Source organism: Sulfuricystis multivorans (assembly GCF_003966565.1).
GTDB classification, from domain to species: domain Bacteria; phylum Pseudomonadota; class Gammaproteobacteria; order Burkholderiales; family Rhodocyclaceae; genus Sulfuricystis; species Sulfuricystis multivorans.
The window spans coordinates 1,880,046-1,901,793 of the sequence record NZ_AP018718.1 but is presented as its reverse complement, the minus strand read 5'-3'; the positions used below and the strand labels follow the sequence as shown (position 1 = coordinate 1,901,793).

Genomic DNA, 21,748 nt, shown 5'->3' with positions numbered 1-21,748 from the left:
GCAACGCCGAGTCGGTGGGTCGAAAAACCCTACTCCAGAGGAGTAATTGTGAAGCGCCACGCATGCTTCTAGGATTCAGGAAATGCCACGAAAAGAGGAAGTCGCCATGCAACGCAAGCATCACATCGTCAAGGTGCTGTTCATCGGCTGGCTGGCCATGACGGCCGGCAGTTTCACACTAGCCGCCGATCAGCCGAAGGCCGGTAGCACCGCCGATCACAGCAAGTTCAAGGAACTGCAGCAGGAGTTCCAGTCCGGCCCGGAAGTGACCAAGGCCTGCCTGTCCTGCCATACCGAGGCGGCCAAGCAGATCATGCATACCGAGCACTGGAGGTGGGAATACCTCAATCCGAAGACCGGTCAGAAGCTCGGCAAGATCCATATCATCAACAACTTCTGCACTTCTTCCCAATCGAACCTGAAGGCCTGCGCCAGCTGCCACATCGGCTATGCGGCGATGACCGACAAAGGCGTGAATGATGATGAAACTCTCGTCGATTGCCTCGCTTGCCATGACACGACCGGAGCCTATGCGAAGCCCTCTGGCCTTGGCGGGATGGTCTATGCCCACGATGTCGAGGTGGGTGGCAAGCGCATCAGGGGCGAGAATCTGCAAAAAATGGCCCAGAAGGTCGGCAAGACCAGCCGCAAGACCTGCGGCGCCTGCCACTTCAACGGCGGTGGTGGGGACGGGGTCAAGCACGGCGATCTTGACAGCTCGCTCGAGGATCCCGACAAGAAGCTCGACGTCCATATGGACTCTGAAGGCCTCAACTTCACCTGCGCCACCTGCCACAAGACCGACGGCCACAACGTGCCGGGCAGTCGCTATGCGCCGACCGCGGTCGACAAGCAAGGGGTGATGATCCGCGGCAAGGAGAAGGATCGCAATCCGGCGACCTGCCAGTCCTGTCACGGCCAGAAGCCGCACAAAGACAAGAACGCCGCGAAGCTGAACAACCATACCAACAAGCTCGCCTGCCAGAGCTGTCACGTGCCGGCCTTCGCGCGCGGTGAGATCCCGACCAAGATGTTCTGGGACTGGTCGACCGCCGGCAAGCGCGACGAGAGTGGCAAGCCGCTGGTGATCAAGGATGAAAACGGCCATGCCATCTACATGGGCATCAAGGGCGACTTCAAGTATGGTGAGAACGTCAAGCCCGACTATGTCTGGTTCAACGGTGACGTCGAATACACGCTGCGCGACACCAAGGTCGACAAGGCGCAACAGCCGGTTTGGATCAACAAGTTCGAAGGCAGCCCTCATGATGGCCGTTCGCGCATCTGGCCGGTCAAGACCTTCCGCGGCAAGCAGCCATTCGATGCCGAATACAAGACCCTGGTCGTCACCCATCTAGCGGGCGCCGACGACACTGCCTTCTGGACCAACCTCGATTGGGAAAAGGCCATCGAATCCGGCATGAAGGCCGCCGGTCTGCCGTTCTCGGGCAAGATCGACTTCATCGAGACCATCAGCCAATGGCCGATCACGCACATGGTTGCGCCGAAGGACCAGGCCGTCGCCTGTCACGAATGTCACAGCCAAGGCGGTCGCCTCGAAGGCGTGCTCGGCGTCTATCTGCCCGGCCGCGACCGGATCGAATGGCTCGACAACGCCGTCAAGGTGTTCGCCTTATTGACGCTGCTCGGCGTGCTTGGCCACGGTCTGTTGCGCATCTTCACCAGCAAGAAACATTGAGGGGAACCGTCATGTCCGAAAAGATTTACATCTTCAAGCGCTTCGAACGATTCTGGCACTGGGGGCAGGCAGGGCTGATCATCTTCCTGATGATCACCGGCTTCGAGATCCATGGCCTCTACAGCAACTTCGGCTTCGAAAAGGCGGTGAATCTGCACACCCTCGCTGCCTGGTCTTTGATCGGGCTGTGGCTGTTCGCGATCTTCTGGCACTTCACGACCGGCGAGTGGAAGCAGTACATCCCCACTACCAAGAACGTCGCGGCGATGGCGAACTACTATCTGTTCGGCATCTTCAGGAACGCGCCGCACCCGCACCGTCAGACCCAGCTTTCCAAGCACAATCCGCTGCAACGGCTGGCGTACCTCTTCATCCTGGTGATCGTCGGGCCGCTGATCTGGGTGACGGGCTTGCTCTACCTGTTCTATGACCAGTGGCTGGTTTGGGGGCTGGACGGCAAGCTCACACTCGACCTCGTCGCGCTCGGCCACCTGATCGGTGCCTATATGATGCTGTTGTTCTTGATCGCCCACGTCTACCTGACGACCACGGGCGCGACGCCGCTATCACACATCAAGGCGATGATCACCGGCTGGGAAGAAGTGCACTGATTGCAAGTTGGTTGATGGCCTCAAATCGATCCCCGCTGCGGCGGGGATTTTTTTGCCTTTGGCCGACGTCACCCGGAAGGTGCCGTGCTACCAGCGCCGAATTCATTGCGCAGAGGGTAAACCAAAACGGCGGCCCGCAGGCCGCCGTATCGGAAGAAGACGCGATTTAGCAACCGGCGGTCTTCTTGAACGAGGAGCTCAGGTTGTTCTGGCCGTCATCATACTTCACGCGGACTTCGTCGCCCTTGACGATGCGCTTGTCCTTGAACTTGTCGAGCGTCAGGTCATCCTTGATCAGCACGGTGACTTCCGCGCCACCCTTGACGTTCTTCAGGACGACGGTGGCCGACTTGCCGTCGGGCGCCATTTTGATTTCCTGCACCGTGCCGACCATCTTGACATTGGCGGCCGAAGCGATGGGCGAGAACGCGACGACGGAGGCGGCGAGTACGGCGGCTACGGCAAACTTCTTCAGCATGGTTGGAATCCTCCAGAAAGGAAATTACGCAAGCATTAACGCGACCGGCATCGCAAAGTTTACACTGCCGACCGCAAAGCGACAAATCAGAACCTCACTTCCAGTGTGCCGTAGAGATCGTAAGCCTTGGAAAGCGGCGCCATGGTCATCATCTGGCCATTCACGTCGGAAATCTTGACCGGGGCGCCGACCCAGTTGTTGCTGCCGGTGTACTTGAAGTCGTAGTACTGGAAGCCGAGGCGGAAGAAACTCTTCGCCTGAGCCGAGGCGATCGGCTTGGCGTCGAATTCCTGGATCAGATAGACCTCATAGACGTTACCGCGCGTGCCAACCTTCGAGGTCCACATGTCGGCCGCTGCCGGCGCGAAAGTGATCCAATTCTTGCTGCCGTGGTTGTACTCGAAGCCGAGCTTGGTTTTCGACGGCAGGTCGTAGCGCAAGCCGAGGAACACCGCGCCGCCAGTTTTGTCCTTCGGTGCTTCGGGATTGAAGAACCCGCCGGTCAGCAGGCCCTGGAAGCCGAACTGGGCAGAGACGTTGTCGTTCGGATGGGTGCGGCTCAAGCCCAGATCGGCGAAGTAATATAGCTCGCCCTTGCCGACGTTCTTGACCTTGCCCATGATGCCGGCGCCGAGCCAGTCGATGTCGCCGAGGTTGGTCTTCGGCATCGTCGTGCCGAAATAGGTATTCTGCATCTTCGGCGCGTCGAAGATGTTCATGCCGCGGTTCCATTGCAGCCAGACGCGCGTCGCACCGGTGTCGATCGGCACGAGGGCGATGCCGACCATGTCGGTATCCTCGAGCGAATTGCCGGGCGGCCACTTGAAGCCGCTCTCGAAGCCGCGACCATAACACAGTTTGGCATAGCCGCCGGGAAGCGCATCGCTGTCGAAGCCATAGCCGAGCGTCATGCCATCGAAGGCATAATCGACTAGCAGCGCCGGCGTGCCGCCGCGGCCCGGCCATTCGCCGTTGTATTTCAGGTTCAGCGGCGCGCCGTTGGTCGAGGGACGGCGGCCGACCGAGAACCAGATGTCCTCGTCGAACAGGTTGTTCCAGGTGACATAGGCGCGGTCGACGTTCAGGTAGCTGTCGGAGGGCACATGGGAGAGCGTGCCATCGAACACGCCGACACGATCGGCGAAGTAGGGTGTGTTCGGTGCGTTCGAGATCGCATCGAGGCTCTGGTCGCCGAAGGTCTTGTACATCATCAGCCGCGTGGTCAGCGAGACGTCCTGCGCGACCTTGGCATGCAGGTCGAGGCCGAAGCGGTGGGTGTAGAGCGTGTCGTTTTTGGGTTTGGAGGCAGCAATACGTGGATCAATGTTGTATGTGCTCATCAACCCACCCAGTGAAGCGAGAGCTGCGGGTGCAAAAGAAGCGGCTTGATTGTAAGTTGTGATTGCTGACATCTGTTGATTGAAGGCAATCAGCTGCCCAATCGTGCCAGCACCGAGCATTGCATTCTGCAATCCTTCAAAAGCTGTGAAGACATCAGAATAATTCTTTGTCTCGCCCTTCATGCTATCGATGCGGAACTGATAATCGCCGCCGATATCCAGCCACTTGCCGAGCGACTTGCTCTCGGCGACCTCGACCTTGTCGGCGACCTGCTGGGTGGCTTTCTGCTGCGCAGCCACCTGCGCCTTCAGCGCTTCGACTTCCTTGGTCAGCGCCTCGAGTTTCTGGAGAAGTTCGGCTTCGGTCGTGGCCTGGGCGCCGACGGGCAGGAAAATGCCCGAGACCAGCGCGGCGAGCAGGGATCGCTTGATCTGCTGTCGTTTCATGGAATGCCCCCTGTTTGAACGAAATGATGAAAAACCTGTCCGGTCTTTCCTGCAGCATCGAGCTGGCTACTGGCCCGATCGGGCAGGGCTCAGCAAAGTTTAGTAATCCTCAATATTCTTATATTGATGTGTATCAATAGTTTTGCTTTGGCTAAACGGTCGGGCAATGATTCGCCGTCTGTCTGTGAGGCGCCCCACAATTTTCTTGGCGCTTTTCGGTATCATCAGCAAAACGATAATTACGAATGTAACGAGGAGACAGCCCCATGTCCCTGCCTCTGACCCTTTCGCGCGCGGCGCAGTTGCTCGGCGTGCCGCGCGCGGTGCTGCAAAAGCACATCGCCGCTGGCGAGCTGCCGTCCCATGACGGTATGGTGCTGAGCGAGGATCTGGAAAGGCTCTACCCCGACATCAAGCTCGAGGATTCCGGCGCCTTCGAGCGCATCATGCAGATCAAGGAGCAGGCGTTCGCGAAACGCGTGCGCGAACGCATCCTGCCCAACCAGGAAATCCTCGCCCAGCGCCTGGCGGTGCAGAGCGAGGAGCTCGAAGAAGTGCGCCGGCATCTGGCCGAGTATCATCGCCTCGTCGAGGCGCTCAGCAGGCGCATCGACGAAATGCAGAAAACGGCGCCTTCCCCACAGCTTGCCGAGCTGGCCCGCATGCTCGACGCCGGCCTGGCCGCGGTGCTGGCCAGCGAAGAACCCGCCGATCGATTGGAGGTACTCGATGATGTGTTGCGTGTCATGACGGCGCAGGTCAAGGTGCGGCCCTCGGGTCGCGAGTTTTTCGTCGAAGGCAACGAATCGGTGCTGGAAGCCGCGCTGCGTGCCGGGCTGGCGCCATCTTATGGCTGTCGCAACGGCAATTGCGGGCTGTGCAAGGCACGCATCGTTTCCGGCCAGATCAAGCAGATCCATCCTTTCGACTATCCGCTCTCGGCCAGCGAGCGCGCCCAGGGCCATGCGCTCTTGTGTTCCAACACCGCGGTCACCGATCTGGTGATCGAGATGATCGAGGCCAATCTGCCCAGCGACATCCCCGAACAGGAGGTGACGGCCAAGGTGAAGCAAGTGGCGCCGCTGTCCAGCGACATCCTGCTGCTGCATCTACAGACGCCGCGCAGTCAGCGTTTGCGTTTCCTCGCCGGCCAGTCGGTGACGTTGTCGGTCTCGGGCAGCTCGACCAATTTTCGCGGCGACTATCCGATCGCCTCCTGCCCTTGCGACGATCGCAACCTGCTCTTTCACATCCGCCGCGATGACAACGATCCATTTGCGCAACGGCTGTTTTCCGATCCGTTCAAACCCGGCGATCTCATCAGCGTATTCGGGCCGTTCGGCGAATTCGTGCTGCAGAAGGACACCAACGCCGACATCTTGTTCCTCGCCTGCGACACCGGCTTTGCGCCGATCAAGAGCCTGATCGAGAATGCCGCCGCCGCCGACTTGCCTGGCCTGTTGCAGCTCGTTTGGGCGGCGACCCGTGCCGATGGCCATTATCTGGAAAACCAGTGCCGCGCCTGGGCCGAGGCGCTGGAAACCTTCAGCTACGCGACGCTGGTCGCGACCGACCCCGCTGCTGCCGGCACGGCGGTGGCCGACAAGGTGTTGGCAATGCCGGATTTCACCCGGCGCGAGGTTTATGTCGCCGGTCCGGCCGGATTCGTCGAAACCGCGACGAACACCCTGAAAACGGCGGGGCTGCCTGCCGGCCAACTGAGATACGAGACGATCTGATGCGCCCTGCCCAACTCGCTTACATCCTCGACCGCGAATTTGCAAGTACCGCCGCTGGCCATCACACGCCGGTGATGCTGTGGGGGCCGCCGGGGGTGGGCAAATCGCAGCTCGTCGCGCAGGTCGCGGCCCGCCACGGCGTGCCGGTGATCGACATCCGCCTGTCGCAGATGGAGCCTTCCGATCTGCGCGGCATCCCGTTCCGCATCGAAAATCGCGTCGAGTGGGCGGTGCCGGCGATGCTGCCGGATGCCGAGCGTCACTGGCCGGCCGGCATCCTGTTCCTCGACGAGATCACCTCGGCGCCGCCCGCCGTCTCGGCGGCCGCCTACCAGCTGATCCTCGATCGGCGGCTGGGCGAATACCGCGTGCCGCCGGGCTGGGCGATCTTCGCCGCCGGCAACCGCCAGGGCGACCGTGGCGTCACCTACGCGATGCCGGCGCCCTTGGCCAACCGCTTCTCGCACTTCGAGGTCGATGTCAATCTCGACGACTGGGTGACCTGGGCCTACGCCAATGGCATCGACGAGCGGATCATCGCCTTTCTGCGTTTCAAGCCCGAGCTGATCTTCGCTTTCGATCCGGTGAAGAACGCCGGCGGCGAGATGGCCTTCCCCAGCCCGCGCTCGTGGGAATTCGCCCACCGCGCGCTCAGGAAGTTCGGCGATCATGCCGAGCTTTTGCCCGGTGCCCTGGCGGCTTGCGTCGGCCATGCGGCCGGTATCGAATGCGCGGCGTTCATCGATAGCCTCGACCGGCTGCCCGATCTCGACGCGATCTGCGCCGGCGCCGACGTGCCGGTGCCGCAGGAGATCGATCTGCAATACGCGGTGGCCGCGGCGCTCGCCGGCCGCGCCTTGCGCGCGCGCGGCACTCCGCAGGCAGCAGAGATCTGGGGTCATATCCTCGATTACGCGCAGAGGTTCCCGCAACGCGAGATGGGCGTGATGCTGGTCTCCGACATGCATCGCGGCATCGGCCAGCCGCTCTTTGCCGTGCCGCAGTTTGCCGAATGGGCCAACGCGGTTGCCGCCTTGATGCTGTATGAATGAGGTCGAAACCAAACTCGCGGCGGCCAAGACGCGCCTGATCCTCGACAAGCCGTTTCTCGGCGCCCTGGTGCTGCGCCTGCCGCTCAAGGCCGCGACTTGGTGTCGCACCACCGCGACCGATGCGCGCACGCTCTACTACAACCCGCGCTGGATCGAAGGCCTTTCTGCCGGAGAGGTTCAGTTCGCGCTCGCGCACGAGGCGCTGCATTGCGCGCTCGGCCATTTCGCGCGGCGTGGCCACCGCATCCAGCGCAAGTGGGATCTGGCCTGCGACTTCGCAGTGAATCCGATCCTCGTCGATGAAGGGCTCACGCCGCCCGCCGAGGCGCTGGTGCTCGACGTCTATCGCGGCATGGCGGCCGAGGAGATCTATCCCTGCATCGACGATAGCAATGACGACAGCCGGATGATGGACGAGCATGTCTGGGACGGTGCGGAGGGCGGCGATGGCGGCGGACAGGGGAAGCAGAACGAAGCGCAGGGCAAGGGCAAAAGCCGCGCCGAAAAGATCGATGCTCATGCCGGCGGCAGCAACCAACAGAAAGTCGGCGCTGGCGAGACGGCAGGGGATGGGGAAAACGACCCGCCGCCGCCCCTTTCCGCCCGTGAGAAAGAGCAGCTCAAGGAACAATGGCAGCGCCATCTGGCCGTCGCCGCGCAGCGCGCCCGCGAGGCCGGCAAGCTCTCCGGCCAGCTCGCGCGGCTCGCCGATGCGGCGCTCGCCGCGCAGGTCTCCTGGCGCGCGCTGCTGGCGCAATACCTGTCGCAAATCGCCCGTGACGACTACACCTGGCAGCGTCCGTCGCGCCGCGAAGGCGAAGTGATCTGGCCTTCCTTACGCAGCCACGGCGGCGACCTCCATGTCGCGCTCGATATTTCCGGCTCGGTGACGGAAAAGGATCTGGCCGACTTCCTCGGTGAGCTGAATGCGCTGAAGGGTGCGTTGCCAGTGCGCATCACGCTCCATGCCTGCGACAGTGCGCTGGCGGAAGGCGGCCCGTGGTTCTTCGAGCCTTGGGACGAATTGCGGCTGCCCAGACAGTTTTCCGGCGGCGGCGGCACGGTATTCACGCCGGTGTTCGAGTGGATCGAACGCGCCGGCGCGCAACCCGACGCGCTGATCTATTTCACCGATGCGGATGGCGAATTTCCCAGGCAAGCGCCGAATTATCCGGTGCTCTGGCTCGTCAAGGGCAAGGCGCCCGTGCCGTTTGGACGCAGGATCCAGCTAAACTGAATTAATCCCGGATTGTCCATTGAGAGCGGGCTGATGCGCCATGAGCATCCGATACGATCATTGCAACGCCCTTCGCGGCGGTTTTCGAGCTGCGGGCGGCATCTTTGTGCGCCCCCGCGTATCGCCAGACACGGTTATTGGCTCGTCGCGGAGACCCAAACCTGCTCGCCCTCGCTTTTGATACTCGCTCGCGTTCCAATGGACAATCTGGGTTAATTGCTTTCCCGCGCTGTTCGTTTCAGGGTTGTCTGGCACGGGTGTAGAGTGTGAGAGTCTCAACTGCGATGGCAGGAACTTTTGGGTGATCGTGCCATCCAATGAATGATGGTTCGGCTTTACCGAGCGCAATGAATGACGGTTCGGCTTTACCGAGCGATGCCAACGCGAAGAAAACGTGTTCCGAAAGTTGCGGCGATGAATTGGCTGAGTAAGCTGATCGACGCCCTGCGTCGATTCATGAACGAGAACAAGCGTGCTCACGCGAAGGGACAGTCGTCGGGTTGTTGTTCGTCACCACCGCCCGGGGCAGGAAAGACTTGATACAGGTGGCAACCCGCCGTCTGTACCCGGCATGACATGAGAGAGGGATTTCATGAGTAAATCGATGACCATGTTTTTAGCGACTGCGTTTGTTGCCACTGCGTCGTGGGCCGAAAGCCTGCCGCCGGTGGACGTCTACAAAAGCCCTTCCTGCGGCTGCTGTAATTCGTGGGTCGCGCACATGCGTTCCGCCGGATTCGAGGTGCGCGTGCATGATACGAACGACGTCACTCCGTACAAGAAGAAGTTCGGCATACCCTACGGCTATGGTTCATGTCACACCGCCCGGGTTGGCGACTATGTGATCGAAGGCCACGTGCCGGCCGAGCAGGTCAAGCGCCTGCTGGCTTCGCATGCGCAGGTCCGGGGGCTGATCGTGCCGGGCATGCCGGCTACGTCGCCGGGGATGGAAGGCCAGAGCGACCGCAAGGATCATTACGATGTCTTGCTGCTCGGCTCAGAGGGTGGCCTGAGCCGTTATGCGCATTACTGAGCGTGCCGCGACGATACAACCAAGGAAAAATCATGAAGAAGAAAGTGTTATGGGGGGTGGCCACGAGTGTTGCTTTGGTGGCGGCGTTGGCATTTGCGCAAATGGGCATGCAAGGTGGTATGGGCATGGGAAGGGGGCCAGGCATGATGGGACATGGCCCGATGGCGGTATCGATGGTGCGCCATCGCTATGTCATGATGACGGGCGTCGACGCCGCCTATGCCGAGGCACGCAATCCGCTTGCTGCGAGTGAGGGAAATCTGAAAGCCGGGAAAGCCCTTTTCGACAAGAATTGCGCGACCTGTCACGGCACATCCGGGCGTGGCGACGGCCCGGCTGCGCAGGGTCTTGATCCGCCACCGGCCGACCTGACCGTAGCGATGCGGATGCCGATCGCCAGCGATGCTTATCTTGCCTGGACCATCCTGGAGGGCGGTGTGCCGGTGCACAGTGCGATGCCACCGTTCAAGACGGTTCTCTCCCAGGAAGACGTCTGGAAACTGGTGCTTTATCTGCGCACTTTGTGAGCAGCAAGCCACTCATTCGGAGGAAATATCCATGTACGGATTTTCGATCACTCTCGATGCACCTTTCGATGCGACGGTGGCCAAGGTCACCGAAGCGCTGAAACAGGAAGGCTTCGGCGTGCTGACCGACATCGACGTCCAGGCCACCATGAAGGCGAAGCTGGGAATCGAGGGAAAACCCTATCGCATTCTCGGTGCCTGCAATCCGCCGCTGGCGCACCAGGCGATCAGCGCCGATCCTGACATCGGCTTGCTGTTGCCGTGCAACGTCGTGGTGCGCGCAGCCGAGAACGGCGTCGTGGTGGCGTTCATGGACCCGGCGGCCATCCTACAGCTGGTCGACATCCCCGGCGTGCATGAGCTCGGCCAGGAGGTCAAGAAGCGCTTGGAACGTGTGCGCGACGCCTTGCGCGCCGAGTGAAACCCTGCCGGCGACCAGGCAATGGCGGCATAAACAAACCTCATGCATCACCCGGGGCGAGCGGTGCTATGTTCGGGCCATGATCCCGACCAGCGATCCGTTGGCGCCCGAAGACGCCCTGCGCCTCAACGTGCTCTTGGCCGGCGAGGTGCATGCGGTACGCATCGACGAGGGGACACGCACGCTCTGGGCGCTGACACCGAAGGGCGAGGCGCGCATCGTGCTCAATCCCATCGGCCGCGCCGAGCGTTACTTCCAGCGCGTGCGTGAAGTGCTCGCCGGGCACGCGCTCGGCTCGCCGGGTGGCTATCCGGTCTATCTGCGCCGCTGGACGCGCATGGGGCAGGCGAGCGAGAAGAATCTCGAGGCGCTGCTCAAGCTCGGCGAACCCGAGGCGGTACTGGCCGTCGCCCACGCCGCGGGGCTCACCGACGAGCTGGCGCGGCGCGCCTGGTGGGCCGGACAGTCGCTGGCGACGACGGAGCTCGCGCGCGTGATGCTGATGCATCCGGCGGTGCGCGACGGCCAGATGGGGCCGGTGCTGACCCGGCATCTGATCGACTATCTGCCCTTCGAGAGCGATCCGGTCGCCGCGATGCAGACGGTACGCGTGGCGCTCGCCGCCGGGTTGCTGGCGCCGGAAGAACGCCTGCAGCTGTGGGCGAAGGCCAAACGTCGGCCGCACTATCTGGTCGGCTTTCTCGAACACTTGCCCGATGATCTGCCGCCCGAGCCGGCGCGCCCGTTGCCGCAAGGCTTGCCCGCTACCCCGGTGGCGCAATTGTTGGCGCGCTGCTATTCGGGCGCCGGGCAAGGCTTTCTGCAGGCGGCCGAGCTGGCGCTCGACAAGGCGCCGACGCACGAGGCGGTGTATCTGCTGCTCGACCTCGTCGGCCGCTATTTCACCGCTGGGCAGGATGCCGCCTCATTGCCGGTGCCGGAGGCCGAAGCGCAAGCGCTGGAATCGCTCGCGCGGTTGTCTCAAGACGATGCGGCGCCGATCCTGACCCGCACCACCGCGGTGGGGCCGTTGATGCGACGCCATCTCGAACCGCTATTGAGGCCTATCATTGGCCATCTGCGTGTGTTGAGGGGAGCAGGATGAAAGGCGGCGTCTATCTCGATGCGGAAGTGCCGCATCTGGTGCAACAGCATTTCGCGCTGGTGCGGGCGGGCAAGGCCAAGCGCCAGCGTTTTCCAGAAAACGTCGTCGAGCTGGTCGACTCGGCCGCGGTTGCCCTGCAGCGGCAGGATCCGGCGCAGAACCTTTACGCCGCCGAAGTGATGGGCCCCTCGCGCTCTTCCGAGGGATTTCGCTTGTATTACCTGGTCAGATGGCTCGAATGAACGAAATCAAGAAAGCCTTCCCGATTCCCGTCGTCGGGGAGAACGAAACCGATGCCGCGCTCGACCATTGTAGCGGCGCGGAACCCTTCGCGCTGATGGTGCTCGGCGACAGCATGGAGCCGGAATTCGTCGAGGGCGAGATCATCGTCGTCGAGCCCGAGGGGCTGGCGAAGGACGGCTCCTTCGTGATGGCCTGGCTCGATGGCGAATGGATCTTCCGCCAGCTCGTCGGCGGCCCCGGGGGCTGGAAATTGCGCCCCTTGAACCCCAAGTATCCGACGGCGAGCATCCCCGACCTTTCGGTCATCAAGGGGGTGATCATCCAGAAATCCAAGCCCGGCCGCAGAAAAGCGGCAAAACGTTACGTCGATTGACCAAGCCAAGGGATGCCATGCCTTACTACATCTACCGCATCACCCAGGTCGGCCCGGTGAAGAATTTCGAAAAGCTCACCGAGTTCGCCAAGTTCAAGGACGCCTCCGCCGCCGCGAAGGAAATGCGCAAGACCACCGATCTGACCCAGTGCAAGATCCAGGTGGTGTTCGGCGAAAACGAGCTCCAGGCCGAAGAGGCGCTCAACACCGTGCGGCCGGCCGAGCCGCTGACCGGCGACGACTGGTAGGCGGCAAAACCAGCGCCGATGGACGAGCAAAGCTACCGGATAACGCGCCAGCAGATCAACCCGCTGCCCTGCGTGTTCGAGAAGGCGTTGCTTAGCCGGGTGGCGGCTTGCGAGGCGGCTTCGCGCGCGCTGCTGGCCGAGCGCGAGATGTTTGCCTGCCGCGACCCGCTGGTGCGCGCTGCCTGCGGCCAGTTGCTGCTGCTTTTGCGCCAGAACGCCGCCTTCGCGCTGAAGGTCAAGGATACGCAGCGCATCCTGCCGCACGCGATGATGATGAAGGTGCAGTGCGGCGGTCTCATCGGCCTGAAAGACCTGCTCGATCCCGAGGCTCTTGCCCCCGACGTGAAAAAGCTCGTCATGCGCGCCCAGGCCGAATACGGCGCGCTGGAAAACCTGCCGTTCTCGCGCATCGTGCAGGGCATCAGCCACTGGCAGATCCGCAAGCGCGGCCCGCCACGATCATGATCCCCGATTTCGACCGCCTCGTCGCCGCCGTGCAGAAGAACTGCCACATCGCCGACGCCCGCCATGCGCGCGGCATGACGCTGTGCACGTATCTGTTGGCGATGCGCGAGTTCTACCGCTGGGAGGCGGGCATCGCGCCGGGCGCGCCGCTCGAGCGTGCCGCGGTGGGCGCCTGGCTGAATGCCCGCGAGGCGCTCTGGGAAACGCTCGAAGGCGAGGATTTCGCTCCCCTGCCGGTCGGCGACGAGGAATTTGCCCCGTTCGAGGTCGCGGCGATCAACCATCTGCTGGCAGCGCACGGCCTCGTCTATGGCGCAGGTGTCGGCCGTTTCGGCCGGCCGCATTTCTTTCTCGGCGAGCTCGAGCGCCATGAGGTGCGCGACGGGCTGACCGTGTTGGTCAGCGGCCGCGAGCATGCGCGCGATCTGGGTGCGTTGCCCGCTGCGTTGCAGGGCGATACCGCGTTCGTGCGAAGCGAGGCGCTGCGCCAGTGGCTGTGGGAAAAGGCCGAGGCTTGGATGATGAAGCGCTCGCCCGGGCCGATGGCCGAGGCGTTGGCGGCGCATGGTTTCGAAACCGATCCCCACGCCGCGCTCGAGCGCATGCTCGCAGCCGAACTCGAAACCGCGATCCTGCATGAGTGCGGCGAGCATGCCGCCGGACGGCTGCTGGGCGCGGGCTGGGAAGAACGCCTCGCCTGCGGCAGCTCCCGCCGCGCCGAAATCCTGATGCGTGCGGTGCGCGACCACCTCGCCGACAGCCTCGTCACCCTGCCGACCTTGCTCGAACGCGAAGCCTGGCCGTCGCTGCTGTTCTGGCTCGCCAACCTCGACGGCATGCGCCGCGCGCTGTGGCCGGCGCTGGCAGGCTTCGAGATTGCGAAAGTCGGCGCTGGGAAGACGGCACTGCCGGCGATGATCCGGCGCGGCGCCGAGCATTTCGAGCATGTTGCCCGCCGGCTGCTGGCGGTGGATGATCAGGCCGTCGAAGCGTTGTCGCACGACGTGGCTGCGCTGGCTCTGGGATAATCCTTTCCCATGCCCCTCCAGTTTTCCGCCAATCTGTCCCTGCTGTTTCAGGAACACGACTTCCTCGACCGATTCGCGGCGGCAGCGCGCGCGGGTTTTGCTGGCGTCGAGTTCCACTTCCCTTATGCGCACGAGAAGGCCGCGCTGGTCGAAGTGGCGCTCACTGCCAACGTCGAGGTCGTGCTGTTCAATCTGCCGGCAGGTGACTGGGCGGCTGGTGAGCGCGGGCTAGCCTGCCAGCCTTCCCGCAAGGCCGAGTTCCAGGACGGCGTCGGTCTGGCGATCGAATATGCCGAGGCCCTCGGCTGCACGCGGCTCAACTGCCTGGCCGGCATTCCGGAGGGTGATCGCGCCAAGGCGATCGAAACCCTGATCGACAACCTCGCCTTCGCTGCCGCGGTGACGCAGCGCGCCGGCATCCGGCTGATGTTGGAGCCGCTCAATACCCGCGATGTGCCGGGCTTTCTGATCGCGACGACGGCCCAGGCGATGGAAGTCATCGACGCGGTAGGCAGCAAGAACCTCTTTTTGCAATACGACGTCTATCACGCACAGCGGATGGAAGGGGAGCTCGCCGCCACCCTCGAACGGTGGCTTCCGAAGATCGGCCACATCCAGATCGCCGACAATCCCGGCCGCCATGAGCCGGGCAGCGGCGAAATCAATTTTCCATTTCTCTTTCGTCGTCTGGAAGCGCTCGGCTATGCCGGCTGGATCGGCTGCGAATATCGGCCGAGCGGCGCGACTGCCGACAGTTTCTCCTGGCTGGAACCCTATCGATGAGCCATTCCCCATCATCGGCCGACGTGCCCGAAGTGCCGGCCGAGGCGCTTGAAGCGCTGCTTCATGAGCTGGCGGCCTTTTTGCCGCCCGCCGCGCTGATCACCCACCCCGAAGAGCTCAAGCCCTATGAGTGTGACGGGCTCACCGCCTATCGTCAGATGCCCTGGCTGGTGACGCTGCCCGAGACCGAAGAACAGGTGGTCGCGATCCTGAAAGCCTGCCATCGCCACCGCGTGCCGGTGGTGGCGCGCGGCGCCGGCACCGGGCTTTCGGGCGGGGCAACGCCGGTCGCCGGCGGGGTGATCCTGTCGCTAGCCAAGTTCATGCACATCCTGGCGGTCGATCCGCAAGCGTGCACGGCGCGCGTGCAACCCGGGGTGAGGAATCTCGCCATCTCGGAGGCGGCCGCGCCGTATGGCCTCTATTACGCGCCGGATCCCTCCTCGCAGATCGCCTGCACGATCGGCGGCAACGTCGCCGAGAACTCCGGCGGCGTGCATTGCCTGAAATACGGCCTCACGGTGCACAACATCCTAAGGCTGCGCATCGCGCTGATCGATGGCACGATCGTCGAGATCGGCTCGGAGGCGTTCGACAGCCCTGGCTACGACCTGCTCGCACTGCTCATCGGCTCCGAGGGCATGCTCGCGGTGGTGCTGGAAGTGACGGTGAAGCTCACGCCGAAGCCGCAGCTGGCGCGCGTGGTGATGGCTTCGTTCGACGATCTCACCCAGGCGGGCAATGCGGTGGCCGACATCATCGCCGCCGGCATCATTCCCGCCGGGCTCGAGATGATGGACAAGCCGGCCACTGCGGCAGTCGAGGATTTCGTCCATGCCGGCTACGATCTTTCGGCCGAGGCGATTTTGCTCGCCGAATCCGACGGCACGCCGGAAGAAGTCGAGGAAGAGATCGCGGCGATGAAGACGGTGCTGGAGAAGGCCGGCGCGCGCAGCCTGCGCATCTCGCAGAATGAGGCCGAGCGCCTGCTGTTCTGGGCCGGCCGCAAGGCCGCCTTTCCGGCGGTGGGGCGGCTTACGCCGGATTATCTGTGCATGGATGGCACGATCCCGAGGAAGCATCTCGCCACGGTCCTGACGCGCATCGGCGAGCTCTCCGAGCGCTATGGCCTGCGCTGCGCCAACGTCTTCCATGCCGGCGATGGCAACCTGCATCCGCTCATCATGTTCGATGCCAACCGGCCGGGCGAGCTGGAACGCGCCACCGCCTTCGGCGCGCGCATCCTCGAGCTCTCGGTCGATGTCGGCGGCACGATCACCGGCGAGCATGGCGTCGGCATCGAAAAGATCGGCCAGATGTGCGTGCAGTTCACGCCCGACGAGCTCACTGCCTTCCATGCCGTGAAGGCCGCCTTCGACCCGCAGGGGTTGCTCAATCCGGGCAAGGCGGTGCCCACACCGCGGCGCTGTTCCGAATATCGGCTGACGGGGACGGCGCGATGAACGATCTGAGCCAACGATTCATCGAGCACGTGAAGAGCGCCACGGCCCCGCTTTGCATCCGCGGCGCTGGCAGCAAGGACTGGTATGGCAACGCGCCGCGCGGCGAAGTGCTCGAGGTGCGCGCTCATCGCGGCATCGTCGCCTATGAGCCGAGCGAGCTGGTGATCACTGCGCGCGCGGGCACGCCGCTTGCCGAAATCGAGGCCGTGCTCGCGCAGAAAGGCCAATGCCTGCCCTTCGAGCCACCGCGTTTTTCCGCCGATTCGACCATCGGCGGCGTCGTCGCGGCGGGGCTTTCCGGACCGCGGCGGGTGAGCGCCGGCAGTCTGCGCGATTATCTGCTCGGTGTGAAGCTGATCGACGGCCAGGGGCATGAACTGGTCTTCGGCGGCCAGGTGATGAAGAACGTCGCCGGCTACGACGTCGCGCGCCTGATGGCTGGCAGCCTCGGTACGCTGGGGCTGTTGCTCGAGGTGTCGCTGAAGGTGATGCCGCGGCCGGTCGCCGTCGCGACCGTGAGGTTTGCCCTCTCACAGGCCGAGGCGCTCGAACGGTTGAACCGTTGGGCGGCGCAACCCTTGCCGATCGTCGCCAGCGCCTGGCATGAAAGTGTGCTGACGCTCAAGCTCGCCGGTGCGCGCGCGGCGGTCGAGGCGGCATGCGCAAAACTCGGCGCTGATGACACGGCAGATGATGGTTTCTGGGACGACTTGCGCGACCAGCGGCTGCCGTTCTTTGCCGCCGAGACGCTCTGGCGGCTCTCCGTGCCGCCGACCACGCCGCCGCTCGATCTTCCGGGCGAGTCGCTGATCGAATGGCGCGGCGGCCTGCGCTGGCTGAAAACCGATCTGCCGGCGGAAATGATCCGCGCCGCGGCGGCTACCGTCGGCGGCCACGCGACATTGTGGCGCGCGCCGCCCGAACTCAAAGAGCGCATCGGCGCCTTCGCGCCGCTGCCTGCGCCGCTGCTGACATTGCACAAGAACCTCAAGGCCGCCTTCGACCCGCGCGGCATCTTCAATCCCGGCCGCCTCTATCCGGAGCTCTGATGGAAACGCATCTGGCCGATTTCATTCGCGACACCGCGGCGGGCCGCGAAGCGGAAGCGATTCTCCGCAAGTGCGTGCATTGCGGCTTCTGCACCGCGACCTGCCCGACCTATCAGCTCCTGGGTGACGAGCTCGACGGCCCGCGCGGGCGCATCTACCTGATCAAGCAGCTGCTCGAAGGCGCCGAAGTGACGGAAAAGACGCGCCTGCATCTGGACCGCTGCCTGACCTGCCGTTCCTGCGAGACCACCTGCCCGTCGGGCGTACGCTACGCGCGTTTGCTCGATATCGGCCGCGAGCTCATCGAAGCCCGCCTGCCGCGCCAAGGGGCGGACAAGCTGATGCGCATCGCATTGCGCGAAGGGCTGCCGCGCCCAAGGCTGTTCGGCAGCGCGCTGCGCCTGGGGCAGCTGGTGCGACCCTTTTTGCCCTCCGCCTTGAAAGCCAAGGTGCCGCCGATCGCGTCGAGCGGGCCGGAGCCGGTCGTCGCGCCACAGTCCCGTCGCATGGTGGCCTTGGCCGGCTGCGCCCAGCCGTCGATGTATCCCAACATCAACGGCGCGGCAAAGCGTGTGCTGGCACGGCTCGGCATCCACCTGTTCGAAGCGGCCGGGGCCGGCTGCTGCGGCGCGGTGCGGCTCCATCTGGGGGATGCCGAAGGCGCGCGCGAAAATGCGCGGCGCAACATCGATGCCTGGTGGCCTCATCTCGAAGCCGGTGCCGAGGCCATCGTCATCACCGCCTCCGGCTGCGGCGTCGAGGTCAAGGACTATGGTCATCTGCTCCAGGACGATCCGGCCTATGCGGCGAAGGCATCCCGCGTCGGCGCGCTGGCGCGCGACATAGCCGAGGTCGTCGCCGCGGAAAAGGATGCCCTCCTGAAGCTGCTCGAAAACTCGGCGCCTCATTTGCCAACATGGGGACGGCACAAGATGGCCTTCCACGCGCCGTGCAGCCTGCAGCATGGCCTGAAACTGCGCGGCGTGGTCGAAGCGCTGCTCACCGCCGCCGGTTTCGATCTGACGCCGGTCGCCGATGCCCATCTCTGCTGCGGCTCGGCCGGCACCTATTCGATTCTGCAGCCGGAGCTCTCGCAGCGTCTGCGCGGCCGCAAGCTCGCGGCCTTGCTCGCTGGCCAGCCCGCAATGATCGCCAGCGCCAACATCGGCTGCATCGCGCATCTGGCCGCCGGCACCGCGGTGCCGATCAAGCACTGGATCGAGTGGCTCGACGAGCGCCTTGCCGGCTAACGCGCCCAACGGGCACTCTCGCTCGCGCGCCCACATCCTGTAGGGGCGGGTCTTGTGCCCGCCCGATATGCGGGTCTTGTGCCCGCCCGATGTGCGGGTCTTGTGCTCGCCCGATGTGCGGGCGTTGTGCCCGCCCTATGGGCGGGTTGACGGGTAGGCACAAGGGGGTAGGCACAAGGCCTACCCCTACGGCGTGTGCGCGGCTTTCGCCGCGAGGGTGATCTTCCGGTCGTGTGGCGATCGTCGAGGGCATGGCTGATCGTATTTCACGTTAACCGTTGTTCTTCACCAACAGCTTGGCAGTAGCCTCGGCGACCACGGTGCCGTCCTGGTTCTTGCAGACGCCGGAAAAGCTCACTACGCCACCATCGTGTTTCGGCTTGTCTTCCTTGGCGGTGACCGTCCAGGCGACATGCAGCGTATCGCCGGGTTTGACTGGCGCGGTGAATTTGATCGCATGTTCGAGATAGGCGATCGCCGTGCCGTAGAGCAGCATGCCGAACTGCGCCGCCATCACGTTGCTGGTCAGATAGCCATGCGCGATGCGGGTGCCGAATCTGCCTTTCTTCGCCCAGCTTTCATTGACGTGCAGGGGATTGAAGTCGCCGAACAGCCCGGCGCCGAGGACGACATGCGTTTCGGTCAGGGTCATCGCGGACTCAAAGACATCGCCGAGGCTCAGTTCGTTGTAACCACGTCCGGGCAGCATTTGTATTCTCCTTCAGGACAGAATGGAAGCCAATATAATCAAAAAATGCCCTTCATCCTCGAAACCTGCAGCGCGCAGCATATCGGTGACCGCGACGAGCAGCAGGACCGCATCGGCCTGTTCGCCCATCCGACCCGCAAGGGCGCTTTGCTCGCGGTGGTCGCCGACGGCATGGGCGGACATACGGGCGGCGCACTTGCAGCCGAGCAGGTGGTGCATTCCGCACGTACCAATTTCGTTAGCAGTGCGCTGGAGGCCGGCGAGATCCGCGACATCCTCGCTGGCAGCATCAACGATGCCCATGCCGCGATCCGGCTGGTGCATCTGACGAGCGAACAGGAGCCGCACAGCACCGCCTGTCTGCTGATCATCCATCATGGCAAGGCCGACTGGGCCCATTGCGGCGATTCGCGCGTCTATCATTTCCGCTCGGGCAAGCTGATCGCAAAAACCTGGGACCATTCCCATGTGATGAATCTGGTCAAAGAGGGTTATCTGACCGAGGCGCAGGCGCGCGAACATCCGCAGAAGAATCTGCTCATCTCTTGCCTCGGCGACGAGGCGCCGCCGCAAATCGAATTCGGCAGCGCCGATCCGCTCGCCGAAGGCGACAGCTTCCTGCTGTGCTCCGATGGCCTGTGGGCGTATTTTTCCGACCAGGAGCTCGGCCAACTGCTCTCGGAGCTTTCGCCGCGCGAGGCGGCCGAACGCCTGATCCAGGGCGCGCGGGAACGCGCCGCCGGACGGGGCGACAACGTCTCGTGTATCGTCCTGCGCGTCAAGTACGTTGCCGAACAACGACCGGTGCCGCCTTGGCGGCGGACACCGCCGAAGCAAGCAGAATAAGGAGAATCGAAATGCCATTGACGATCGGCGTGCCCAGGGAAACCACCCCGGGTGAGAAACGCGTCGCGACGGTTCCCGAAGTCGTCGAAAAACTGATCAAGCTCGGCTTTGCCGTCGCGATCGAGCATGATGCCGGCGCGGCCGCCAATTTCAGCGATGCGGCGTACCAGGCTGCCGGGGCGCAGGTGCTTCCCGATGCGGCAAGCCTGTGGGCGGCCGCGGACATCGTTTTCAAGGTGCGCCCGCCCAGCTTGGCCGAGATCGCCTCGATGAAGGAAGGCGCGACGTTGATCGGCTTCATTTGGCCGGCGCAGAACCCGCAGCTGATGGAGACGCTTGCCGCGAAAAAAGCCACCGTGCTGGCGCTGGATTGTCTGCCGCGCCAGCTCTCCCGCGCGCAGAAGATGGATGCGCTCACCTCGATGGCCAGCATCGCCGGCTACCGCGCGGTGATCGAGGCGGCCAATGCCTTCGGCCGTTTCTTTGCCGGCCAGGTCACCGCCGCCGGCAAGATTCCGCCGGCCAAGGTGTTCATCGCCGGCGCGGGAGTGGCGGGACTGGCGGCGATCGGCACCGCGGCGAATCTCGGCGCGATCGTGCGCGCCAACGATACGCGCTCGGAAGTCGCCGACCAGGTGAAATCGCTCGGTGGCGAGTTCGTCAAGGTCGATTACGAGGAAGAGGGCGCCGGTGCCGGCGGCTATGCGAAAGAGATGTCGGAAGGCTTCAAGGCCGCGCAGCGGGCGATGTATGCGCGTGAGGTCAAGGATGCCGACATCGTCATCACCACCGCACTGATTCCGGGCAAGCCGGCGCCGAAGCTGATCACCGCCGAGATGGTGCAGACGATGCGCCCGGGCAGCGTGATCGTCGATATGGCCGCCGAGCAGGGCGGCAACTGCGAGCTGACCGTGCCCGGCGAGGCGGTGGTGCGCCACGGCGTGACGATCATCGGCTACACCGATCTGCCCTCGCGGCTTTCGCGCCAGGCCTCGACGCTGTATGCCACCAACCTGTTGCGGCTCGCCGAGGAGCTGTGCAAGAACAAGGACGGCACGATCGATGTGAATTTCGACGACGACGCGATCCGCGGCCTGACCGTGATCAAGAACGGCGAGATCACCTGGCCGGCGCCGCCGCCGAAGCTGCCTGCCGCGGCGCCGAAACCCGCCCCGGCGTCTGCGCCAAAGCCTGCGGCGGCAGGGCATGGCGCGGGAGGGCCGATGGCGGGCAAGACGCTCGCCATCCTGTTCGCGATCGGCGCCGTGCTGTTTGGGTTGATCGGAGCGTTTGCGCCGGCCTCTTTCCTGTCGCATTTCACCGTTTTCGTGCTGGCCTGCTTCGTCGGCTACATGGTGATCTGGAACGTCACACCTTCGCTGCATACGCCGTTGATGAGCGTCACCAACGCGATCTCTTCGATCATCGCGATCGGCGCGCTGATCCAAATCGCACCGCCCGAGTCCGGCTTGGCCGACCGGCCCGATGCCCTCATCCGCGGTCTGGCGTTCGTCGCCGTGCTGCTGGTGGCGATCAACATGTTCGGCGGCTTTGCCGTCACCCGCCGCATGCTGGCGATGTTCAGGAAGTGAGGTCGTCCCG

Annotated in this window: 23 protein-coding genes; 20 read left to right on the top strand and 3 right to left on the bottom strand. The window is 63.8% G+C overall.

The annotated features are described in order from the left end of the window. Window positions 1-106: 106 nt before the first annotated feature. Window positions 107-1,699, top strand: a complete 1,593-nt coding sequence (locus tag EL335_RS09580) for a tetrathionate reductase family octaheme c-type cytochrome (RefSeq protein WP_126446368.1) — start codon at window positions 107-109, stop codon at window positions 1,697-1,699. Window positions 1,700-1,710: 11 nt separating this feature from the next. Beyond that, window positions 1,711-2,310: a cytochrome b/b6 domain-containing protein gene (locus tag EL335_RS09575; RefSeq protein ID WP_126446366.1), complete on the top strand. Its 600-nt coding sequence runs from the start codon at window positions 1,711-1,713 to the stop codon at window positions 2,308-2,310. 166 nt (window positions 2,311-2,476) lie between these two features. Here EL335_RS09575 and EL335_RS09570 read toward each other — a convergent pair whose 3' ends face one another. Next, window positions 2,477-2,788: a hypothetical protein gene (locus EL335_RS09570; protein WP_126446364.1), complete on the bottom strand. Its 312-nt coding sequence runs from the start codon at window positions 2,786-2,788 to the stop codon at window positions 2,477-2,479. 86 nt (window positions 2,789-2,874) lie between these two features. Continuing rightward, window positions 2,875-4,575 (bottom strand): DUF3373 domain-containing protein, encoded by a 1,701-nt coding sequence (locus EL335_RS09565; protein ID WP_126446362.1) that lies wholly within the window; start codon window positions 4,573-4,575, stop codon window positions 2,875-2,877. A 266-nt stretch (window positions 4,576-4,841) separates the two neighbouring features. Here EL335_RS09565 and EL335_RS09560 point away from each other — a divergent pair, with 266 nt between their 5' ends. The 16 genes from EL335_RS09560 to glcF all read left to right on the top strand — a co-directional run bounded on the left by EL335_RS09560 (window position 4,842) and on the right by glcF (window position 18,591). Next, complete coding sequence (locus EL335_RS09560; protein WP_126446360.1) at window positions 4,842-6,314, top strand: 2Fe-2S iron-sulfur cluster-binding protein; 1,473 nt, start codon at window positions 4,842-4,844, stop codon at window positions 6,312-6,314. Next, window positions 6,314-7,366 carry an AAA family ATPase gene (locus EL335_RS09555; protein ID WP_126446358.1) on the top strand — a complete coding sequence of 351 codons (1,053 nt, stop codon included), beginning with the start codon at window positions 6,314-6,316 and terminating at the stop codon, window positions 7,364-7,366. Before EL335_RS09560 ends, EL335_RS09555 begins: the two co-directional genes overlap by 1 nt. Continuing rightward, window positions 7,359-8,603 carry a vWA domain-containing protein gene (locus EL335_RS09550; RefSeq protein ID WP_126446356.1) on the top strand — a complete coding sequence of 415 codons (1,245 nt, stop codon included), beginning with the start codon at window positions 7,359-7,361 and terminating at the stop codon, window positions 8,601-8,603. The genes EL335_RS09555 and EL335_RS09550 overlap by 8 nt, the downstream gene beginning before the upstream one ends. A gap of 592 nt (window positions 8,604-9,195) precedes the next feature. Next, on the top strand, window positions 9,196-9,636 hold the full coding sequence (locus tag EL335_RS09545; protein WP_126446354.1) for a DUF411 domain-containing protein: 441 nt from the start codon (window positions 9,196-9,198) through the stop codon (window positions 9,634-9,636). Window positions 9,637-9,668: 32 nt separating this feature from the next. Beyond that, window positions 9,669-10,163 carry a c-type cytochrome gene (locus EL335_RS09540; RefSeq protein ID WP_126446352.1) on the top strand — a complete coding sequence of 165 codons (495 nt, stop codon included), beginning with the start codon at window positions 9,669-9,671 and terminating at the stop codon, window positions 10,161-10,163. A gap of 31 nt (window positions 10,164-10,194) precedes the next feature. Beyond that, complete coding sequence (locus tag EL335_RS09535) at window positions 10,195-10,584, top strand: DUF302 domain-containing protein (protein ID WP_126446350.1); 390 nt, start codon at window positions 10,195-10,197, stop codon at window positions 10,582-10,584. Window positions 10,585-10,663: 79 nt separating this feature from the next. After that, entirely contained in the window at window positions 10,664-11,689 is a 1,026-nt protein-coding gene (locus EL335_RS09530) for a sulfur reduction protein DsrS (protein WP_126446349.1), read from the top strand. Next, the gene (locus EL335_RS09525; RefSeq protein ID WP_126446347.1) at window positions 11,686-11,931 is read left to right on the top strand and encodes a hypothetical protein; all 246 of its coding nucleotides are present in this window, start codon (window positions 11,686-11,688) and stop codon (window positions 11,929-11,931) included. Before EL335_RS09530 ends, EL335_RS09525 begins: the two co-directional genes overlap by 4 nt. Beyond that, window positions 11,928-12,305, top strand: a complete 378-nt coding sequence (locus tag EL335_RS09520; RefSeq protein ID WP_126446345.1) for a S24 family peptidase — start codon at window positions 11,928-11,930, stop codon at window positions 12,303-12,305. Before EL335_RS09525 ends, EL335_RS09520 begins: the two co-directional genes overlap by 4 nt. A 17-nt stretch (window positions 12,306-12,322) precedes the next feature. After that, a complete protein-coding gene (locus tag EL335_RS09515; RefSeq protein WP_126446343.1) occupies window positions 12,323-12,553 on the top strand; it encodes a hypothetical protein in 231 nt (76 codons plus the stop codon). Window positions 12,554-12,571: 18 nt separating this feature from the next. After that, window positions 12,572-13,018, top strand: coding sequence for a hypothetical protein (locus tag EL335_RS09510; RefSeq protein ID WP_126446341.1), 447 nt, complete (start codon window positions 12,572-12,574; stop codon window positions 13,016-13,018). Next, a complete protein-coding gene (locus tag EL335_RS09505; protein ID WP_126446339.1) occupies window positions 13,015-14,046 on the top strand; it encodes an Sfum_1244 family protein in 1,032 nt (343 codons plus the stop codon). The genes EL335_RS09510 and EL335_RS09505 overlap by 4 nt, the downstream gene beginning before the upstream one ends. 9 nt (window positions 14,047-14,055) lie before the next feature. Continuing rightward, window positions 14,056-14,829 (top strand): hydroxypyruvate isomerase, encoded by a 774-nt coding sequence (gene hyi, locus EL335_RS09500; protein WP_126446337.1) that lies wholly within the window; start codon window positions 14,056-14,058, stop codon window positions 14,827-14,829. After that, on the top strand, window positions 14,826-16,292 hold the full coding sequence (locus tag EL335_RS09495) for an FAD-linked oxidase C-terminal domain-containing protein (RefSeq protein ID WP_126446335.1): 1,467 nt from the start codon (window positions 14,826-14,828) through the stop codon (window positions 16,290-16,292). Before hyi ends, EL335_RS09495 begins: the two co-directional genes overlap by 4 nt. Continuing rightward, the gene (gene glcE / locus EL335_RS09490; RefSeq protein WP_126446333.1) at window positions 16,289-17,341 is read left to right on the top strand and encodes a glycolate oxidase subunit GlcE; all 1,053 of its coding nucleotides are present in this window, start codon (window positions 16,289-16,291) and stop codon (window positions 17,339-17,341) included. Before EL335_RS09495 ends, glcE begins: the two co-directional genes overlap by 4 nt. Then, a complete protein-coding gene (gene glcF / locus EL335_RS09485) occupies window positions 17,341-18,591 on the top strand; it encodes a glycolate oxidase subunit GlcF (RefSeq protein ID WP_126446331.1) in 1,251 nt (416 codons plus the stop codon). Before glcE ends, glcF begins: the two co-directional genes overlap by 1 nt. A gap of 271 nt (window positions 18,592-18,862) precedes the next feature. Here glcF and EL335_RS09480 read toward each other — a convergent pair whose 3' ends face one another. Further along, window positions 18,863-19,300, bottom strand: a complete 438-nt coding sequence (locus EL335_RS09480; RefSeq protein ID WP_126446329.1) for a MaoC family dehydratase — start codon at window positions 19,298-19,300, stop codon at window positions 18,863-18,865. A gap of 45 nt (window positions 19,301-19,345) precedes the next feature. On the opposite strand from EL335_RS09480, the gene EL335_RS09475 reads away from it, so the two are divergent. Together EL335_RS09475 and EL335_RS09470 are read left to right on the top strand one after the other, a co-directional pair. Further along, a complete protein-coding gene (locus EL335_RS09475; protein WP_126446327.1) occupies window positions 19,346-20,146 on the top strand; it encodes a PP2C family protein-serine/threonine phosphatase in 801 nt (266 codons plus the stop codon). Between the two features lie 11 nt (window positions 20,147-20,157). Beyond that, window positions 20,158-21,738 (top strand): Re/Si-specific NAD(P)(+) transhydrogenase subunit alpha, encoded by a 1,581-nt coding sequence (locus tag EL335_RS09470; RefSeq protein ID WP_126446325.1) that lies wholly within the window; start codon window positions 20,158-20,160, stop codon window positions 21,736-21,738. Window positions 21,739-21,748 lie beyond the last annotated feature (10 nt).

Bases quoted from the DNA above. Each gene is read 5' to 3' on its own strand.
- EL335_RS09555 (WP_126446358.1), top strand. From the start codon at position 6,314: ATGCGCCCTGCCCAACTCGCTTACATCCTCGACCGCGAATTTGCAAGT.
- EL335_RS09530 (WP_126446349.1), top strand. From the start codon at position 10,664: ATGATCCCGACCAGCGATCCGTTGGCGCCCGAAGACGCCCTGCGCCTC.
- EL335_RS09565 (WP_126446362.1), bottom strand. From the start codon at position 4,575: ATGAAACGACAGCAGATCAAGCGATCCCTGCTCGCCGCGCTGGTCTCG.
- hyi (WP_126446337.1), top strand. From the start codon at position 14,056: ATGCCCCTCCAGTTTTCCGCCAATCTGTCCCTGCTGTTTCAGGAACAC.
- EL335_RS09545 (WP_126446354.1), top strand. From the start codon at position 9,196: ATGAGTAAATCGATGACCATGTTTTTAGCGACTGCGTTTGTTGCCACT.
- EL335_RS09475 (WP_126446327.1), top strand. From the start codon at position 19,346: ATGCCCTTCATCCTCGAAACCTGCAGCGCGCAGCATATCGGTGACCGC.
- EL335_RS09470 (WP_126446325.1), top strand. From the start codon at position 20,158: ATGCCATTGACGATCGGCGTGCCCAGGGAAACCACCCCGGGTGAGAAA.
- EL335_RS09495 (WP_126446335.1), top strand. From the start codon at position 14,826: ATGAGCCATTCCCCATCATCGGCCGACGTGCCCGAAGTGCCGGCCGAG.
- EL335_RS09570 (WP_126446364.1), bottom strand. From the start codon at position 2,788: ATGCTGAAGAAGTTTGCCGTAGCCGCCGTACTCGCCGCCTCCGTCGTC.
- EL335_RS09560 (WP_126446360.1), top strand. From the start codon at position 4,842: ATGTCCCTGCCTCTGACCCTTTCGCGCGCGGCGCAGTTGCTCGGCGTG.
- glcF (WP_126446331.1), top strand. From the start codon at position 17,341: ATGGAAACGCATCTGGCCGATTTCATTCGCGACACCGCGGCGGGCCGC.
- EL335_RS09575 (WP_126446366.1), top strand. From the start codon at position 1,711: ATGTCCGAAAAGATTTACATCTTCAAGCGCTTCGAACGATTCTGGCAC.
- EL335_RS09525 (WP_126446347.1), top strand. From the start codon at position 11,686: ATGAAAGGCGGCGTCTATCTCGATGCGGAAGTGCCGCATCTGGTGCAA.
- EL335_RS09580 (WP_126446368.1), top strand. From the start codon at position 107: ATGCAACGCAAGCATCACATCGTCAAGGTGCTGTTCATCGGCTGGCTG.
- EL335_RS09535 (WP_126446350.1), top strand. From the start codon at position 10,195: ATGTACGGATTTTCGATCACTCTCGATGCACCTTTCGATGCGACGGTG.
- EL335_RS09515 (WP_126446343.1), top strand. From the start codon at position 12,323: ATGCCTTACTACATCTACCGCATCACCCAGGTCGGCCCGGTGAAGAAT.
- glcE (WP_126446333.1), top strand. From the start codon at position 16,289: ATGAACGATCTGAGCCAACGATTCATCGAGCACGTGAAGAGCGCCACG.
- EL335_RS09480 (WP_126446329.1), bottom strand. From the start codon at position 19,300: ATGCTGCCCGGACGTGGTTACAACGAACTGAGCCTCGGCGATGTCTTT.
- EL335_RS09505 (WP_126446339.1), top strand. From the start codon at position 13,015: ATGATCCCCGATTTCGACCGCCTCGTCGCCGCCGTGCAGAAGAACTGC.
- EL335_RS09510 (WP_126446341.1), top strand. From the start codon at position 12,572: ATGGACGAGCAAAGCTACCGGATAACGCGCCAGCAGATCAACCCGCTG.
- EL335_RS09550 (WP_126446356.1), top strand. From the start codon at position 7,359: ATGAATGAGGTCGAAACCAAACTCGCGGCGGCCAAGACGCGCCTGATC.
- EL335_RS09540 (WP_126446352.1), top strand. From the start codon at position 9,669: ATGAAGAAGAAAGTGTTATGGGGGGTGGCCACGAGTGTTGCTTTGGTG.
- EL335_RS09520 (WP_126446345.1), top strand. From the start codon at position 11,928: ATGAACGAAATCAAGAAAGCCTTCCCGATTCCCGTCGTCGGGGAGAAC.